General features: G+C 72.1%; 13 protein-coding genes and 1 tRNA gene. 9 read left to right on the top strand and 5 right to left on the bottom strand.

Translation table 11 applies throughout. The features are described 5' to 3' along the window. Positions 1 to 54: 54 nt before the first annotated feature. Positions 55 to 912, bottom strand: a complete 858-nt coding sequence (locus ACZ7LK_RS21065; RefSeq protein ID WP_471142568.1) for a helix-turn-helix domain-containing protein — start codon at positions 910 to 912, stop codon at positions 55 to 57. Between the two features lie 274 nt (positions 913 to 1,186). Beyond that, complete coding sequence (locus tag ACZ7LK_RS21060; RefSeq protein ID WP_392275099.1) at positions 1,187 to 1,915, bottom strand: GOLPH3/VPS74 family protein; 729 nt, start codon at positions 1,913 to 1,915, stop codon at positions 1,187 to 1,189. A 179-nt stretch (positions 1,916 to 2,094) separates the two neighbouring features. Here ACZ7LK_RS21060 and ACZ7LK_RS21055 point away from each other — a divergent pair, with 179 nt between their 5' ends. The 5 genes from ACZ7LK_RS21055 (at position 2,095) to ACZ7LK_RS21035 (ending at position 8,327) form a co-directional block, all read left to right on the top strand. Further along, positions 2,095 to 4,386, top strand: a complete 2,292-nt coding sequence (locus ACZ7LK_RS21055) for a D-alanyl-D-alanine carboxypeptidase family protein (protein ID WP_471142565.1) — start codon at positions 2,095 to 2,097, stop codon at positions 4,384 to 4,386. 273 nt (positions 4,387 to 4,659) lie between these two features. Beyond that, positions 4,660 to 6,573 carry an MFS transporter gene (locus tag ACZ7LK_RS21050; RefSeq protein WP_471142563.1) on the top strand — a complete coding sequence of 638 codons (1,914 nt, stop codon included), beginning with the start codon at positions 4,660 to 4,662 and terminating at the stop codon, positions 6,571 to 6,573. Between the two features lie 44 nt (positions 6,574 to 6,617). Continuing rightward, positions 6,618 to 7,298 carry an adhesin gene (locus ACZ7LK_RS21045; RefSeq protein WP_392275102.1) on the top strand — a complete coding sequence of 227 codons (681 nt, stop codon included), beginning with the start codon at positions 6,618 to 6,620 and terminating at the stop codon, positions 7,296 to 7,298. A gap of 33 nt (positions 7,299 to 7,331) precedes the next feature. Beyond that, entirely contained in the window at positions 7,332 to 7,640 is a 309-nt protein-coding gene (locus ACZ7LK_RS21040; RefSeq protein ID WP_471142561.1) for a hypothetical protein, read from the top strand. A gap of 330 nt (positions 7,641 to 7,970) precedes the next feature. Next, positions 7,971 to 8,327 carry an STAS domain-containing protein gene (locus tag ACZ7LK_RS21035; protein ID WP_471142558.1) on the top strand — a complete coding sequence of 119 codons (357 nt, stop codon included), beginning with the start codon at positions 7,971 to 7,973 and terminating at the stop codon, positions 8,325 to 8,327. A gap of 120 nt (positions 8,328 to 8,447) precedes the next feature. Here ACZ7LK_RS21035 and ACZ7LK_RS21030 read toward each other — a convergent pair. The 3 genes from ACZ7LK_RS21030 to ACZ7LK_RS21020 all read right to left on the bottom strand — a co-directional run bounded on the left by ACZ7LK_RS21030 (position 8,448) and on the right by ACZ7LK_RS21020 (position 10,065). Then, positions 8,448 to 8,533: transfer RNA gene (locus ACZ7LK_RS21030), tRNA-OTHER, on the bottom strand. Between the two features lie 33 nt (positions 8,534 to 8,566). Then, positions 8,567 to 9,433 (bottom strand): lamin tail domain-containing protein, encoded by an 867-nt coding sequence (locus ACZ7LK_RS21025; protein WP_392275105.1) that lies wholly within the window; start codon positions 9,431 to 9,433, stop codon positions 8,567 to 8,569. Positions 9,434 to 9,453: 20 nt separating this feature from the next. Then, on the bottom strand, positions 9,454 to 10,065 hold the full coding sequence (locus ACZ7LK_RS21020; RefSeq protein WP_469461210.1) for a hypothetical protein: 612 nt from the start codon (positions 10,063 to 10,065) through the stop codon (positions 9,454 to 9,456). 755 nt (positions 10,066 to 10,820) lie between these two features. Between ACZ7LK_RS21020 and ACZ7LK_RS21015 the strand changes: the two genes are divergently transcribed. From ACZ7LK_RS21015 to ACZ7LK_RS21000, 4 genes are all read left to right on the top strand, one after another. Then, positions 10,821 to 12,452, top strand: a complete 1,632-nt coding sequence (locus tag ACZ7LK_RS21015) for an NHL repeat-containing protein (protein ID WP_471142554.1) — start codon at positions 10,821 to 10,823, stop codon at positions 12,450 to 12,452. A 168-nt stretch (positions 12,453 to 12,620) separates the two neighbouring features. After that, positions 12,621 to 13,706, top strand: coding sequence for a hypothetical protein (locus tag ACZ7LK_RS21010; protein ID WP_392275108.1), 1,086 nt, complete (start codon positions 12,621 to 12,623; stop codon positions 13,704 to 13,706). Next, a complete protein-coding gene (locus ACZ7LK_RS21005) occupies positions 13,699 to 15,351 on the top strand; it encodes a polyprenyl synthetase family protein (RefSeq protein ID WP_471142552.1) in 1,653 nt (550 codons plus the stop codon). Before ACZ7LK_RS21010 ends, ACZ7LK_RS21005 begins: the two co-directional genes overlap by 8 nt. Then, on the top strand, positions 15,348 to 16,028 hold the full coding sequence (locus ACZ7LK_RS21000; RefSeq protein WP_471142549.1) for a hypothetical protein: 681 nt from the start codon (positions 15,348 to 15,350) through the stop codon (positions 16,026 to 16,028). The genes ACZ7LK_RS21005 and ACZ7LK_RS21000 overlap by 4 nt, the downstream gene beginning before the upstream one ends. Positions 16,029 to 16,036 lie beyond the last annotated feature (8 nt).

Genomic DNA, 16,036 nt, shown 5'->3' with positions numbered 1-16,036 from the left:
AGTCTTTTCAGTTGTGGACGCGCCGGTGTACTGTGCGCGCCCGCTTTGCGGGGTTCACGAGCTGTAACCCTCGGCCACCTCGAGAATGAAGTCCCGGGACCGCTCCGGGCTCAGGGCCTTGGCGCGCAGGTGCTCGTACATCACGGTGTAGCTCTGCACATCGTTCGCCTTCTCCAGGTACAGGTCGCTCGTCACGCCCTCCAGGTAGACCACGCTGGCGTCCATGGCCTCGTGGAACTCCAGGATCGCGAACTTGCCGTACATCCCCGGATGGGCGCCGACGTCGTACGTCAGCACCTGGAGCGTGACATGTGGCCGCTCGCTCAGGTCCGCGAGGTGACGGAGTTGGTCGGCCATGATCCGCCGGCTGCCCACGACGCGCCGCAGCAGGGCCTCGTCGATCACCGCCCAGAAGCGCAAGGGGTTGGCCGGGTCCGAGAGCCGGTCCTGGCGTTTGAGGCGGATCTGGATGCGCTTCTCGATCTCGTTCGAGGTCGCCTCGGGCCACATGCCCTCGATCACCGCCTGCGCGTACTCCCGCGTCTGGAGCAGGCCGGGCACGATGAGGGACTCGTACACCCGCAGCGAGGCCGCGTCCGTCTCCAGGCCGATGTACACGCTGTACGGGATGTCGCCGAACGCGTGCCACCAGCCCTGCTGGCGCGAGTCCTTGGCCATCTGCATCAGCGAATCGACGATACGGTGGTCCTCGACCTCGTACACCCCGCACAGATCACGGACATCGCGCTGACTGATGGAGCGACGGCCGTTCTCGAGGCGGCTGATCTTCGACTGCGAGACGAGCAGGCGCTCCGCCACCTCCTCCGCCGTCATGCCCTTGAGCTCACGCAGCCGGCGCAGCTCCTGGCCCAATCTGCGTCGCCTGACGGTGGGGTTGACGTTGGACGCCACGGGAAACTGCACCTCCGGCTGCTTGGCTGGGTAGCTGGCGTAGCTCTGCGTATCTACTGCTCAGCAGACTGCCACCAATAGGCTTTGCGCGCTGGAAAATGGCCACAAGCGCCCCTGGACTACGCACGTACGGGAACGCGCGAGCGCGCGGGGCGGCGGTGATCACCGTCCCGCGCGCTCGCGCGGCTCTCGAACCGGGCCGTGGACCGGGCCGTGGGGGTGTGCGTCCGGTGCCGTGTTCCGGCGGTGAGCGGTGCGCCCCCGCCGGTGTGGTTCAGTGCGCCACTGCGCGGGCCATGGGCCCGCCGCGCGGCTGCATCGGTACGGCCGTGGCCGGGCGGCCACCGCCTCCCGAGGCGGAGCCGCGGCGTGGCTGCGCGCCCACGCCGTTCTGGACGTCCATCACGGCGTGCGCCACGAGACCGCCCATGGGGTCGTGCCTGATCAGGTCCCGGAGCCGGGAGCGCGAGGAGCGCCCCTCGTTGCCGGGGTAGAGGTGCTTGCCGAGTCCGACCGCGTGGGCCAGTGCGGCGAGCGCCGCGGTCCGCGGGTCCGGCGGTACACCGGTGCGGATCGCACTGTCCAGCCGGGCCCTGATCTCCCGGCTGATCGCCGTCTCCGTCGCCTGGTAGCGCGTCGTCGGCAGCACCCCGCACATCTGGCCCTCGACGGCATGCACCATGCCGCACCGTTCCAGATGCGAGAGATACGTCTGGCGCAGCCCCAGCCGGGGCCCGCCGATCCAGTGGACGGCCCGCACCGGGCTGCCGCGCCTGCGCAGCAGCTCGAGCGCGGAGTCCAGTGTCGGATCTCCGGTCGGCCGTGGCATCACCACGGCGATACGATCCCCGTCAGGGGCTATCCGTCCTGCCAGAGCCAGCTCCACTAGCTGTGCTCCGGCGAGGCCGAGGTCGAGCGACTGCGGCTGCGCTGTGGTACCCGTGGCCGGGTCCAGAGCGAGCAGCAGAAGCTCCTCCGGAAGTGTTCTGCGGCTCCTGCCCATCCATGCCTCCCCGCGTGGATGAATGACAGGGTGACCCCTCTCACATTGGTCTGTCGAGAGCGCCTGGGTGCTTCGTACGGGAACCGGCAGGTATGTCGTTCTCGTCTTGCACGGGAGCCAAGCGCTCACACAGGACACTGGTACATGGTTCGGGCAACGCGTTGATTGAAGGAGGCACGGTGGCGGGCGAGTCCCCCGACAAGTCGGAGCAGCAGAAGTCGCCGGGGGAGACGGCTTCGAACGACCGCGATCCGAGGCTGGCCGTGCGCGGCGGCACCGGGCCGGCGGAGGGGGACGCGGGGCGCTCGGTCGACCAGCCGACAGCCGTGTTCCGGGCGGTCCCGACGGACGCCACCCCCGCCGCTGACGCCGATGCCGACGCGGATGTGGACGGGGGCGCCGAGACGGAGGCGGACGGGGACGCCGACGACGCCGGCAAGGGTGCCGACGAGGACGTTGCCACGGGGGACGCCGGAGACGCCGGGGAGGCCGGAGACGCCGGCAAGGGTGCCGACGGGGACGCGCGCCTGCGGGACGCCGTGGCCGCCTGGGTGACCAAGGAGAACCGGCCGTCCACCACGCGGGCCGACGAACCGGGCGGAAACGCCCCTTCCCCGGAGCCTGAGGCAGAGGCGGAGACGGAGGCGGCGGCGGACGCCCCCGCCCCCGAGGCCGCCGAGCCGGAGCCCGGGGCCGACGAGCCCGCCGCCGAGGCGGACGCCCCCACCACCGAGGCCGACCAGCCGGAGCCCGAGCCCGAGCCCGAGGCCGACGAGCCCGCGCCCAAGGGCGACCAGCCGCCCGTCGACCAGCCCACCGCCATCTTCCGGGCCGTCCCGCGCAAGCCCGTGGACCAGCCGACGACCGCGCTCAAGGCCGTCACGCCCGACGCGAAGCAGGGGACGTCCGGTCCCGCGGCGGAGTCCCCGGCCGAGCGGACCAGCAAGTTCGTACCGCTGCGCGGGGACGACGTACGTCCCGCCGCGAGGAAGCCTGAGCCGAAGGCCCCCTCCCAGGCCGCACCGGCAGCCCCCGCCGCACCGGCGACCCCCGCCGCGCCCGCGAAGGGCGCCGCCCCCGCCGGCAGCGCCGAGCCGCCCAGGACGGGCGCTCCCGCCAAGGCCGCCCCCGCCGCCCAGGCACCCGCGTCCCTGACCGAGGCCGAGCGGACCAAGCAGCAGCCGCTGCCGCCCCGCCCGCCGCTCGACATGCTCGCGGAGCTCACCAACACCCCGCCGCCGCCGGAGACCCCGGTGCGGACGGCCGTCCGGCGGGTCAAGATCTGGACGCCGCTGGTCCTCCTCCTGCTGATCGTCTTTGCGATCGTGCAGTTCGTACGACCGCTGCCCGCGCCCACCCTGAAGATGACCGCCACGTCGTCGTTCACCTTCGAGGGAGGCAAGCCGTCCCTGCCGTGGCCGGGCGAGGGACAGGGGTACATGTCGGCGACCGGCCTCGGTACCGTCGACTCCTTCGGCGAGCAGAAGCCCGTGCCCATCGGCTCCGTCGCGAAGGCCATGACGGCCTACGTGATCCTCAAGGAGCACCCCCTGAAGAAGGGGTCCAAGGGCGAGATGATCGAGATCGACGCCCTGGCGGAGAAGGAGGGCGGCTACGACGCGCAGAACGAGTCGACCCTCAACACCGTGAAGGCCGGGGAGAAGATCTCGGAGTACGACGCGCTCGCCGCGATCATGATCCCCTCCGCCAACAACATCGCCCGGCTGCTGGCGCGCTGGGACGCCGGTTCCGAAGCGGCGTTCGTCAAGAAGATGAACGACACCGCCAAGGAACTGGGGATGAAGAACACGACGTACACCGATCCCTCGGGCCTCAACCACACCACCGTCAGCTCCGCCGAGGACCAGGTGAAGCTCGGCGAGAAGCTGGTCGAGATCCCGTCGCTGGTGGAGATCACCGCCATGCCGTGGTGGACGGACCCGTCGGGCAAGAAGTGGCGTAACTACAACGACCTCGTCCCCTACGACGGCGCGCTCGGCATCAAGACCGGCAGCACCACCAAGGCGGGCGGCAACCTGCTCTTCGCCGCGCACAAGAAGGTCGGTGACACGGACCAGCTCATCGTCGGCGCGGTCCTGGCCCAGTACAAGACGCCCATCCTGGGCAGCGCGATCGCCGCCAGCAAGGAGGCGATGCTCGCCACGCAGGACCTGCTGGCCGACCGGGCGGTCGTCAAGAAGGGCGATGTCGTCGGGTACGTGGACGACGGCCTCGGCGGCAGTACGCCGGTGATCGCCACCAAGGACGTGAAGGTCGTCGGCTGGTCGGGCCTCACCGTCAAGCTGGAGCTGGGCAACGACGGCCGCCCGCTGCCCCACTCGGCGCCCGCCGGAACCCAGGTCGGTGTGCTGACCGTGGGCGAGGGAGCCAGCCAGGTCCGGGTGCCGGTGGCCCTCAAGAGCGCCCTGTCCGAACCCGGGCTCGGCGACAAGCTGACCCGTATCGGCTGAAATCGCCCTGGGCGCCCCGGATTTCCGGGGCGCCCCCGTGTTAGCGTCCGGGCACGGCCGGGCAACGGAAGGCGCCGGGACGACGTCTTCGCAGACAGCACGTGGCAAGGACGTGGGGGACGACGCAGAGAGCAGAGAGCCGCAGTGACCACCACTGAGCCGACCAGCGCTGAGCCGGCCCGCGCGGAGGACGCCCCGAATTCGCGGGCGCGAATAAGGCCACCGGCTGGGGCGCGTGAGGTACCGGGGGCCTCCGAGGCGCCCGGGACCGTCATGCTCCCCGAAGCCCTCGACGGCCCCTCGGACCCCGGGGCGCCCGGAGGCCAGACACGCCCCGAGGCCCCCGCCGCGCCCCCGGACCCCGCGCTCCCAGGCCCCGCGCCCGCCGCGCTCCCGGTACCCGCGCCCGGCCCCGGCGAGGTCGCCGCCCCGGCGCCCGCCCCGGCACCCACCCCCGCGCCCGCTCCCGCCCCCCGTCCCCGTACCCGACCCGGCGTCCTCCGCCACCCCGTCACCGTCGCGACGGCACTCGCCGCGCTCACCCACATCGTCTGGTTCCTCTTCTTCGCGAACAGCGGCGGCGACCTCGCCGCGCAGGACGCGTGGTCCGAGTTCGTCGGACGGCACCCCGACTCCGCGTACAACCTCGCCTGGTACGGCGGGATGCACCCGGTGTCGTACAGCGTGGTGTCCCCGTACCTGATGTCGCTGCTGGGCGTGCGGACGACGATGATGATCGCCGGTACGGCGTCCGCCGCGCTGACCGCGCTGATCCTGGTCCGCGTGCCGGCCGTGCGCAATCCGCTGGCGTGCGCGCTCGCCGGGGTGTTCGCGTTCCTGTGCAACGCGCTGTCCGGCCGCGTGACGTTCGGCCTCGGCATGATGTTCGCGCTGGGCGCGGTGGCCGCCGTGTTCTGCTGGCCCTACCGGTGGCGCACCAAGCGGTGGGCCAAGGCCGCCGTCGCGGCGCCGCTCGCCGGACTGGCCACCGCCGCGAGTCCGGTCGCCGGGCTGTTCCTGGGGGTCGCGGCGGCGGCCCTGTTCCTCAACAAGCGGCGCCCCGGGGCGTACGCGCTGGGTCTCGCGCCGGTCGTCGTCGTGGCCCTGTCGTCCTGGCTGTTCCCCTTCTCCGGTACGCAGCCGATGTCGTTCGGGTCGACGATGCTGCCGTTCGCCTTCGGGGTGCTCGTCCTCGTCCTCGTACCGTCCGACTGGCGCACCGTCCGCACCGCCGCCGCCGTGTACGCACTCGGCACCCTCCTCACCTGGCTGATCGACTCGCAGATCGGGTCGAACGTCTCGCGGCTGCCGATGCTGTTCGCGGGGGTCGTGCTGCTGGCCGCGCTGCCGTACACCGCCCGCGGGACGCGCAGGTGGTACGCGCTGGTCCTGGCCTTCGCCGTCCTGAACGTGTGGATCGGGTTCAAGAGCGCCGACGACGTCGTGCGCACCGCGCCGGACGCGTCGTGGGCGCGGGAGGCGGCGCCGCTGATCCACCAGTTGCAGCAGCTCGGGGCGGAGAGGGCGCGGGTGGAGGTGGTGCCGGCGCGCAGCCACCGGGAGGCGTCGGCGCTGACGCCGTACATCAACCTGGCCCGGGGCTGGAACCGCCAGGCGGACATGGAGCGCAACCCCGTCTTCTACGACGACACGCTCAACTCCGCCACCTACCGGGACTGGCTGCACCGCTGGGCCGTGCACTACGTGGTGCTGCCCAAGGGCGAGCCGGACACCGGCGCCGAGCAGGAGGCGGAGCTCGTCAAGGACGGGCAGCCCTACCTCAGGCCGGTGTGGTCCGACGCCAACTGGCGGCTGTTCGCCGTGGAGGACCCGACCCCGCTGGCCGACCCGCCGGCGACGGTGGAGCGGGCGGGCGCCGGTGAGGTGACCATCCGGGTGCGGACGGCGGGGCGGGTGCTGATCCGGGTCCCGTACTCGCCGTGGCTCGCGCTCCTCGACGAGGAGGGCAAGAAGGTCGAGCCGCCGGAGGAGACCGAGGCGTCCCAGCAGCGCGGGGACGGCCCGAAGACCTTCCTCAACCTGCGCGGCTGTCTGCTGAAGGCGGAGGAGGACCGGGAGGGCGACGAGTGGACGGAGCTGGTCGCCCCGGCGCCGGGGGTCTACCGGCTGGCCGCCCCCTACAAGATCTTCCCGCGTGGCACGCCCTGTCCGGAGGAACTGCGCTGACGGCCCTCACGGTTACCGCGAGTCGCGCTGCATAGTGGTCGCGCATGGTGAGCGTACGAACTGTGCTGGCAGCGGGAACCGTCGTGGCCGCGGGCTGTCTGATCGCCTCGGTCGGTCTGCTGGGCGGTGACGCCCGCCCGGACCCCGGCCGGGACGGCGGCCGGCCGCCGGAGCGGAGCCTGCCGTCCCGGATAGCCCCGACGCGCCCGCCGACGTACACGGTGTGGGCGGGTCCGGGGTGTGCGACCGAGGCCGCCTACCGCGAGCAGGGCCGGCTGGAGAACGGCGACGCCGCCTGGTACACGGTGCCCACCGGTGGTTTCCGGGGCGGCGGGTGCGACGGCCGGTTCACCGCCCTGCCGATGTCGGGCAGCTCCGACCGGGACGGTACGGGCTCGGCGACGTGGACGTGGCCGGTCGGCACGGCGTACAAGCGGTGCGCGCTGGCGGTGTACGTTCCGAAGGGCGCACGTGACATCGATGTCGCCGGTGACCCCACCGTGTACCGCGTCCTCGCCGACCCGGCGGACCCCACATCCACGTACGCCGTCTTCGGCGTCCTCCAGACCATCCACCGCGGCACCCTGGTCCAGGTCGGCGCCTACCCCGTCAAGTCCCCGACCTTCACGGTCCGCCTCACAGACCGGGGCCGCGACTGGGGCTCCCGCACCCTCCTGGGTGCCCACCACGCCGCCTCCCAGCTCCGCCTCACCTGCCGCGGCTGACGGGCCCCCGGAGCCACGTGGTGGGATCACCGTATGAGCAGCCCCCACCCCCCGCCGCCCACCGGCGCGCCACGGCCCCGGAACGTCGCGATGATCTGCGGCGGCACCTCCGTCGCGATCTGGTTCTGCTGCCCGTTCTGGATGCTGGTGTGGCTCCTCGCCCTCCCCCTCGGCGCCACCGGCCTGGTGCGTTCCCTCCTGGACCTCCGCACCGCCTCGCGCTTCGGCCACCCCCGCACCCCGCCGCTGCTCGCCCTGGCCCTCTCCGCCACGGGCACCGCAGCGGCCGTCGCCTACCTGCTCTTCCTCCTCACCCACCCGGACCTGCCGATCCAGGACTGAACCGACGCGGCTGGTGACCGCGCCGGTGTGGCGGAGCGGTGCTCGGCCCACGGCCTGGTGGAGGCCGGCGAGGGCCGGCCGGTAGGAGGTGATCAACCCTCACACCGTGACGGACGGGGGCTCGGGAGCGGTCCGCGTGCGTTCCGGCGGAACCGGGTCCGGCCGGCCGCCGCCCGGAGGAGGAGTCCTCCACATTCACGCGGCCATCGATCCTTGCCGCAGGGAGGCGCGGCGCTCACCGCCGTGTTCCCGGAACGTACATCCGGGCACTGAACCGGGCGCGGTCGTTACCCCTGGACCCAGCCATCCGAGCATCCGAACCGAGGCGTCATGACTCTTCCGCGACTGAACGTCTACCGGCACGACCGGCGCGGGCGGGCACTGGTCACCCTGGCCGGTGTGATCGACCCCGCTACCGCACCCCGGGTGCGTACCGCCCTGGAACGGTGCCCGCACGACGGCATCACCCTCATCGACGTCGATCTGACCACCGTCGACCGCTGTGACAGCAGCGGCCTGCGCGTCTTCCTCGACGTGTCACGGCACGCCGCCCGGAACCACGCGTCCCTGCGGCATCACCACCCGTCCCCGCAGACCGAACGGCTTCTCACCGACACAGGATCCGATCGTCTGCTCCACCCGCCAAGGCCGGGAGGGGCGCGGCCTCAGCGGACCTGGCGCGGGTAGGAGCGCCATGAGCCGCATGGACCGGCTGCTCAGGAGGCGTGGTCGTCAGTGACCATGCCCGTTGATGCGGAAGTGGATGCCGAAGACCCCGGACCGTGATCGGTCCGGGGGTCCTTTCGCTGGTGCCCTCCGGCGGGATGCGAACCCGCGACACCCGCTTCAGGAGTTCTTCCTGGGCGGGGCCGCGAGCTGCGGAGACAGTGGCCCTCACCGGTACCCGACGGGCCGGCGAGGCTTGTTCACGGCGCGCCGGTCTTGTTGAAGCCCTTGTCGAGGTAGGGCTGCTGGTCCACGACGAAGCCGTCGTCCGCGACCAGGCGGGCGATGCCGCCCTGGTCCCGCCAGACCTCCCCGGAGGAGCCGAAGGAGAAACCACCGAACTGCTGATGGGTCTCGTTGGTGTAGACCCGGTAGCGCTGACCGGGCTGGATGACCGTCCCCGGGGGAAAGGGGAAGGAACGCCCGGTGGGTTTGCTCTCCACGGTCCAGCCGGTCAGGTCCTGGGGCGCGGCGCCCCGGTTGAAGACCTCGACGTATTCGTCGGGCTGGCCCGCGCCGGTGCCCAGGTAGCGCAGACCGGAGATGATCACGTCGGGCTCCTCGAGCGTGAACATGCAGACGACTTCGGCGAAGTTGATGCCGCCTTCCGGGCTGCGGAACTGCCGGACGATCTGACCGTTGCGCTTGAACCCGCTCAGGACCGCCCGGTACTGCTTGCCGTCGATCGTGACGGGCTGGGGGTGGACGAAGGTCTGTAGGTCGACCAGGTCGTCGTCCGCGGGACTGGTGCCCGTGTTGTTGGGTGTTTCGTTGTGATGGAAGGTGAAGCCGAGGTTGGTCGTGCTGCCGTCCTCGAACATGACGCTGATGGAGAGCTGGACGTCGAACTGGCTCGGGTTGACGACGGTGGGGACGTTGCGGTGCACGAAGGTGCCGATGACGAACTCGGTGCCGTCGAGCTCGACGTCCGCGGCCGCGCCACGGAACTGGTACCCGCTCTGCGAGTTGTTGCTGCCCCACCTGATGTCCGGGGTGCCCAGGCCGTTGACCGGCGAGACGGCCGGATTCGTGGACGAAAAGACGCCGGAAGTGACGACGGTGGTCATGGTGTCCGATCCCTGCCCTCTCAGTCCTCGTCCTCGATGACCTCGGCCTTGAGCTTGGCCGGCGGCGCGGTGCCGATCTGGGCGGTGCCGTCGGTGCGGCGGCCGGGACTGGCGCCCTCGACGGCTTCGAGGCCGCAGGTGTAGGCGAGGCAGTCCTTGTCCTCGTCGTTCGTGTTCAGGTGCACGTGGTAGGTGAAGGTCAGCGTGCGCCCGTCGTCGCTGACCGTGGCCCGGATGGGGGGCAGGCTGCCGCCTGTCGTCCGGTCGATGCGCTTGTACTGGGCGCCCACCACGCCGTTCCAGCGGAATCCGGTGGGGGCGGTGAAGACGTGTTCGCGTTCACCGGCGTCGACGGTCTCGTTCCAGTTCGGTGTGCGGACGCAGATGTTGACGGAGGTGCCGAGGCCGCCGGGGGCGTCCTCGACGCCGCCTTCCTGCCACACCACGAGGTCCAGCTTCTGCGCCCGGCCCTGCTCGTAACCCCAGTCGTAGCCGTTCGCGTACTGGTCCTTCTCGCCGCGTGTGCCGTCGCGCGGCGGGTCGGCGTGCGGGCGTCCGGCGAGAGCGTCGGCGCGTCCCTGGTCCTCCCCCCGCTTGTAGGCTTCCCTCTTGGACTGCACGTCGGTGGTCATCTCCGCGTCCTCCTGTGGCTGTGGTCGAAGCGTGCGACGGAAAAGACGTCCTGGAGCGGGCCGCCCCGGCTCCCGGCGGCCGGTGGCTCCCCGCATCGCGTACCGTGCGGTGCACCGAACGCGGGACGCCCTGGGGAGCGGTGTCCGGAAGACGGAGAGCGGGACGCCGCCGACGGCGTCGGGTGGGGCGTCGCTGCGTCGCACAGGCATGACGGCATGCACTGGACCGTCATCCAGATCCATCGTTGGCCCAAGGCCACGGGCGATATGCCGCCGTACCCCCGTTCACGAGTGCCGGATCGTTTCTGTGTCGCTGGTTCGAGTGAAGCCGAGGCGCACGGGCCTCAGGGCGCGGAGTGCGGCAGGCCCGTGTCCGGCTGGGGGTGCCGGATCCCCTGCTGTTCGTTCCCGGCGGGTCCCGTCGCCGTGCGTCCCGCTCGGCTCCTCCCCCGTGCGGGTGGAGCGCTCGGTGCGCTGCTCCTGCGGGACCGGCCCAGCCGGTATGCAGGGGAAATGCCAACGACCGCTCGGAAGGAGACGGACATGCGGGAGACCTGGCCGTGGAAGTGGGGGGCGCGGGGCGCCACCGAGGTCCGGCCGTGCCCGTACCGGGCGGTGACGGCGTGACGGCGAAGGCCGCGGCGCGGCAGCGGAAAACTGTCTCCTCCTCGGCCGCGGGCGGACCGTTGAGCACCGTGGCGGGCAACGGCACCGCCGGATTCTCCGGGGACGGCGGGCCCGCAACGGAAGGGCGGTTGGCGTTCCCCGCAGACGTGGCGGTGGGGGGCGGGGCGGTCCTCGTCGCCGACCACGCCAACCACCGGGTCCGCCGCATCGACGGCTCGGGCACCCTGACGACGGTCGCCGGGGACGGGCTGCGGGGCTTCGCGGGGGACGGCGGGGACGCGGTGCGGGCCCGTCTGGGTTTTCCGTCCGCACTCGCTGTCGCCCCGGACGGAGGGGTGCTCGTCGCCGACGAGATGAACCACCGGGTCCGCCGGATCGGGCCCTCGGGAGTCATCGACACCATCGCGGGAGACGGCTCCCGCGGCGGCGGCGCCGGTGACGGCGACGAGGGCGACGGCGACGGCGGCCCCGCCGTCCGTGCCCGGCTGGACGCCCCGTGCGCCCTGGCCGTGGACGGCACCGGATCGCTGTACATCGGGGAAGCGGGCAGCCCCAGGGTGCGCAGGATCAGAGGCGACGGCGTCATCAGCACGGTCGTCGCGGCATCCGGACGGTCCGGCGGCTCCGGTGCGGCCGACGCCGGTGAGACGTTCCTGCCCGCGGGCCTGGCAGTCGACCCGGCCGGGCAGCTGTACATCGCCGATCCGGCGGGCCGACGGGTGCTGTTGCTGGGCACGGACGGGACGCTCCGGGTACTGGCGGGCCCGCCGGGCGGGGACGGCGACGCCACGGCCGTCGACTGGAGCGCCCCGTGCGCGGTGGCGGTCGACGGCCGAGGGGCGGTCTACGTCGCCGACCTGAACGGACACCGGGTCTGGCGGCTGGCCGACGGAGTGGCCAGCGTCGCCGTGGGGCCGGAGCCGACGGCCGGTGAGACGGCAGGACCCGGTGCCGGCGCCGGTACCGCCGCTGGTACCGCGCTGGCCTATCCGTGCGGCCTCGCCGTGGATCCGGCCGGGCGGCTGCTCGTGGTGGACAACTTCCACCACCGGATCGTGGCTCTGCCCCTCGCCACGGTTCCCTCGCCGACCATCGAGCAGGGACCGGCCGAGAAGCCGAAACCGAAGCCGAAACCGAAGCCGAAGCCGCGACCGGAGCCGACACCCGAACCAAAGCCGGAGCCGGAGCCAACACCCGAACCAAAGCCGGAACCGGAACCGACACCGGACCCGGAGCCGACACCGGAACCGAAGCCGGAACCGGAGCCGACACCGGAGCCGGACCGCGGAGCCGAGAGCGCGCAGGTCGGCGACGGCGCTGCCGAGGCCACGGCCGCCGCGCGACTGCTGGTCCGCCAGGAGGTCGGCGTGGAGACCCCGCGCGGCGGAAGCGAACTGCTGCACGTACGGGTCTCCTCCACCGATCCCTGGATTCCGGGACGGGTGGAACACCACTTCACGGCCCCGACGGGATTCGTCTTCGACGGCCGGGTGACCTGCACGTACTACCGCGAGGACCGCACGGTGCTCCCTGGTGGGGAACCGGCGGTGACCGTGCGGGACGACGGCCGGTCGCTGACCGTCACGGACGAGCCCCGCCTGAACGCTCCCGGCCACCCGGCGGCGGCCCTGGTCTACATGCTCGGCGTCCGGTCCCTGGCGGACGCCGAGCCGGGCCGGTACACCGACGGACGGGCGGTGATCTCGGGCCGGCCGGAAGTGCGCCTGAAGGCAAGCGTTCTCGGAGACGACGAGGAGTAGCGGGAACACGCGCAGGGCCGAGAGCCGTCCGTGGCGGACCATCCGCCATGGGCGGCTCTTGGCGTTCACACGGTCGGCATATGAGTGAAGGTTTCTGCGCTCCCGGGTCACCCATTCGAGGGGTTACAGATGGCAACAAATCGGAATCAGTGAGTTAGCGTTCGAGCCGTGTTCACGCCCACCCTCCCGAGGCTCGGGCTTCCGGGCCCCTTCCCGCGTGCCCCGCTCACCCATGCGCTCGACCGCAGATGGCTGCACTACGCGTTCCTGTCCCGGTGCGGTCGACAGGCTCTGATCGCCAACCTCTCCGTTCTGGGGTCTTCCAGCGGCACGGTCCTCGCGGACCCGGGCGCCCCGGCCGGCGGCCGCCGCAGCGGCACCGGTACGGCGGCCGAGGGACAGCACATGGCGATCCTCCTCGTCTACCAGGAGGGGTACGGCTGGAGCGCGACGCAGTTCAACGCCGAGCAGCCCGAACTGCCCTGGTCGGCCTTCCGGTTACCGCATCCGCACGGTGAGCCCGGCGTCTTCCGGGTGGCGGCCCGGTCCGCGGCGCCGGCGATCGACGTACGGCTGACCCGTACCAGCAGACCGTGCACCTCGCAGTGCGCGCCGTTCGGTGAGGACGAGCACCTGCGGTGGCAGTCGGAGCCCGGCGTCCTGGGCACCGGCACCCTGCGGCACGGCGACGGCACGACCACGGAGACGGACCTGCTCGGCTACCACGAACGAGTACGCGGCCGCTGGTCCTGGCCCACACTCGGCGGCTGGGTGTTCGGGTTCGTCAACGACCCTTCCGGACCGGCCGATGCCGCCCCGCCCTCGGCGGTGGTCTTCACCCTGCTCCAGCCCGCACGTCCGGCGGACGCGGCCAACGGGTCGGTGATGCTGTGGCACGAGGGACGCATGATCCGCCACTTCCCGCGGCGCAACCTGCAAGTCGCGGTCAGCGGCACCCTGGACCGCGACCGGGTGGCGATGGTGCCACCGCTGGCGGACGTACTGGGCACCCCGCCGATGGCCGCGGTGCCCGGCCGGCTGCTGATCACCGCCCGGCTCGGTGACGACCGCCTCGTCCTCGACTTCCGCTCGCACACGGCGGGCCGCATCGCCAACCCGTCGGAGACGAGCCTGCACCCGTTCAGCGTGCACGAGACCCTCGGCCCGTGCACCGTGGAAGGCCGCATCGGCGGGCGGCGCATCGGGTTCCGCACCAAGGGCATCGTGGAGTTCGCCGGTGGCGCCCGTGACTGAGACCCTGCCCGCGTTCACGGGCGCCCGGCTGCTGGACGAGACCGTCGCCGCCCTGTCCGACCGGGCGCCGGCCGTCCTCGCCGCCGCCGCCGACCAACTGCGCGGCATCCGGCTCGGCCTGCACTTCAACGACGGCAGCCACGCCACCCTCACCGCACGGCACAGCCGGATCGTCGTCACCCAGGACCGCTGCCCCGACCCCGACGTCGAGGTCGCCTTCGACAACCGGGCCATGAACCTGCTGTTCGACCTGCAACGCCCTCCCGTCGAACAGGTCCTCCCCGACAGCCTCGACGTCCGCGGCTCCCGTGACGACACCCTCGCCGTGTGGCGCGCCTTCACCCTGCTGTCCCAGCGCGCGGCCGGCCTGCGCAGCATGCAAGAACTCTGGGGCGCCTACCGCGAACAGGCCCCCTACCTGTGGGGCGGCGCGGCGTCCGCCGCCCCACAGCCGGCCGCCGACCCGGTCGACTGGACGGCGCTGGACTTCCTCGCCCGACGCTCCCCCGATGACGTACCCGCACCGCTCGCGCTGATCGGCGACACCACCGTCCGGGCGCCGCGACTGCTGTGGGACGGCCGCACCAGCACCAGTTGGTCGCTGGAGGACACCGTCCGCGACGCGGACCTGATGGACACCATGCAGCGGTGCCGGGCCCGCACCAACGAGGAGATCGAACGGCTGCTGCCGGACCGGGAACCGCGCGCCGAGCTGTACGACCTCATGCGCTCCTACCCCACCCGGCAGGGCAAGGGCCTGCGGCCCACCCTGACCATCGCCACCTGCGCCGCCTTCGGCGGGCGCCCCGACGACGCCGTGCGCGCCGCCGCCGCGCTGGAGCTGTTCCACAACGGCTTCCTCGTCCACGACGACATCGCCGACGAGTCCACCCACCGGCGCGGCCTGCCGACCATGCACGAGGAGCACGGCCCCGGTCTGGCGGTCAACGCCGGCGACGGCCTCAACCTGCTTGCCGTCGACGCCGTCCTGTCCAACCTCGAAACGCTCGGCCTGGTCCGCACCCTCGGTCTCATCCACGAGGCGATGCACATGTGCCGGGAGTCCATCGAGGGCCAGGCCATGGAGCTGGGCTGGATCCGACACGAGGTCGTCCCCGAGAGCGACGACGCCTACCTCACCATGAGCACGAAGAAGACCGGCTGGTACACCTGCATCAGTCCGTGCCGCATCGGAGCCGTCTGCGCCGGTGTCACCGACCCGGCCGTGCTGGGCCGGTTCGACGAGGCGTTCCGCCTGATCGGCATCGCCTTCCAGATCCAGGACGACATCCTGAACCTGGTCGGCGAGGAGGCCCTCTACGGCAAGGAACCCCTCGGCGACCTCCTCGAAGGCAAACGCACGGTGATGCTGATCCACCTCTTCCGCACCGCGCGCACCCACGAGCGCCCCCGCCTCCTCGACGTCCTGCGGCAGCGCCGCACCGACAAGACCCAGCAGCACGCCGAGGAACTCCTCGCCGCCATGCGACGGCACGGTTCCATCGAGTACGCCACCGACCTCGCCGACCGGCTCGCCGCCGAAGGCATCGCCCGCTTCGAAGAGGACCTGCAGATCATCCCCGAGAACGAAGGCAAAGCCGTCCTGCGGCAGATCGCCCACTACGTCACCTCAAGGCCGCTGTGACCACCACGACCCCGCCCCCGCCGGCCGATCCGGCCGCCACCGGCCCGCTGACCCCGACCGACCACCGGGCCCTGGCCTTCCTCGACCAGGTCAACCACTGCCTGCGCCAGTGCCTGTGCACCCTGGCCCGGCACGGCGTGGCGCTGCGCCGCCACGCCCCCGAACGCGCCCGACTGCTCCTCGACACGATCCGGCCCTGGCCCTTCTACAAAGGCGGCCAGTTCCTCTTCGACCTGATGGAGTGGGAAGACCTCATGGTCGACGGCGATCCCCCGCCCCTGATGCCCACCGAGCGGATCGTCTCCACCTGCTCCCTGCCCGTCCAGTGGATCGCCGCCGCCACCGCGGAGACCCCCGACGCGATGAGACTCGTCCCCGGCCAGCGCACCGCCGCCGCGCTCGGCCTCCCCTTGCGCCTGCTGGTCACCACCGCCCGCACCGCCGTCCTGGGGGCCGCACAGGACCTCACCGACCTGCTCGGCACACCCACCACTCGGGACGACACCGGACACGCCACCGCTCCGGAATCCGCGGCGGAGGGCACCGATGCCGAGCTGCCCCCCTTGGAGGCGGGGTTCTACCTCTACGAGGACATCGCCCTCGGCGCCCTCATCGTCCTCGGCCCGCTCCTGGCCGGCCACGCCCCGACGACACCGCTCCAGTCGCCCGGCCCGTGACGTCCGTC

This window comes from Streptomyces sp. NPDC039423 (genome assembly GCF_055598725.1).
Note: the sequence above shows the minus strand (reverse complement) of the source record. Positions and strands in the feature narration are given on the sequence as shown.

Bases quoted from the DNA above. Each gene is read 5' to 3' on its own strand.
- ACZ7LK_RS21020 (WP_469461210.1), bottom strand. From the start codon at position 10,065: ATGACCACCGACGTGCAGTCCAAGAGGGAAGCCTACAAGCGGGGGGAG.
- ACZ7LK_RS21050 (WP_471142563.1), top strand. From the start codon at position 4,660: ATGCTCCCCGAAGCCCTCGACGGCCCCTCGGACCCCGGGGCGCCCGGA.
- ACZ7LK_RS21025 (WP_392275105.1), bottom strand. From the start codon at position 9,433: ATGACCACCGTCGTCACTTCCGGCGTCTTTTCGTCCACGAATCCGGCC.
- ACZ7LK_RS21045 (WP_392275102.1), top strand. From the start codon at position 6,618: ATGGTGAGCGTACGAACTGTGCTGGCAGCGGGAACCGTCGTGGCCGCG.
- ACZ7LK_RS21040 (WP_471142561.1), top strand. From the start codon at position 7,332: ATGAGCAGCCCCCACCCCCCGCCGCCCACCGGCGCGCCACGGCCCCGG.
- ACZ7LK_RS21035 (WP_471142558.1), top strand. From the start codon at position 7,971: ATGACTCTTCCGCGACTGAACGTCTACCGGCACGACCGGCGCGGGCGG.
- ACZ7LK_RS21060 (WP_392275099.1), bottom strand. From the start codon at position 1,915: ATGGGCAGGAGCCGCAGAACACTTCCGGAGGAGCTTCTGCTGCTCGCT.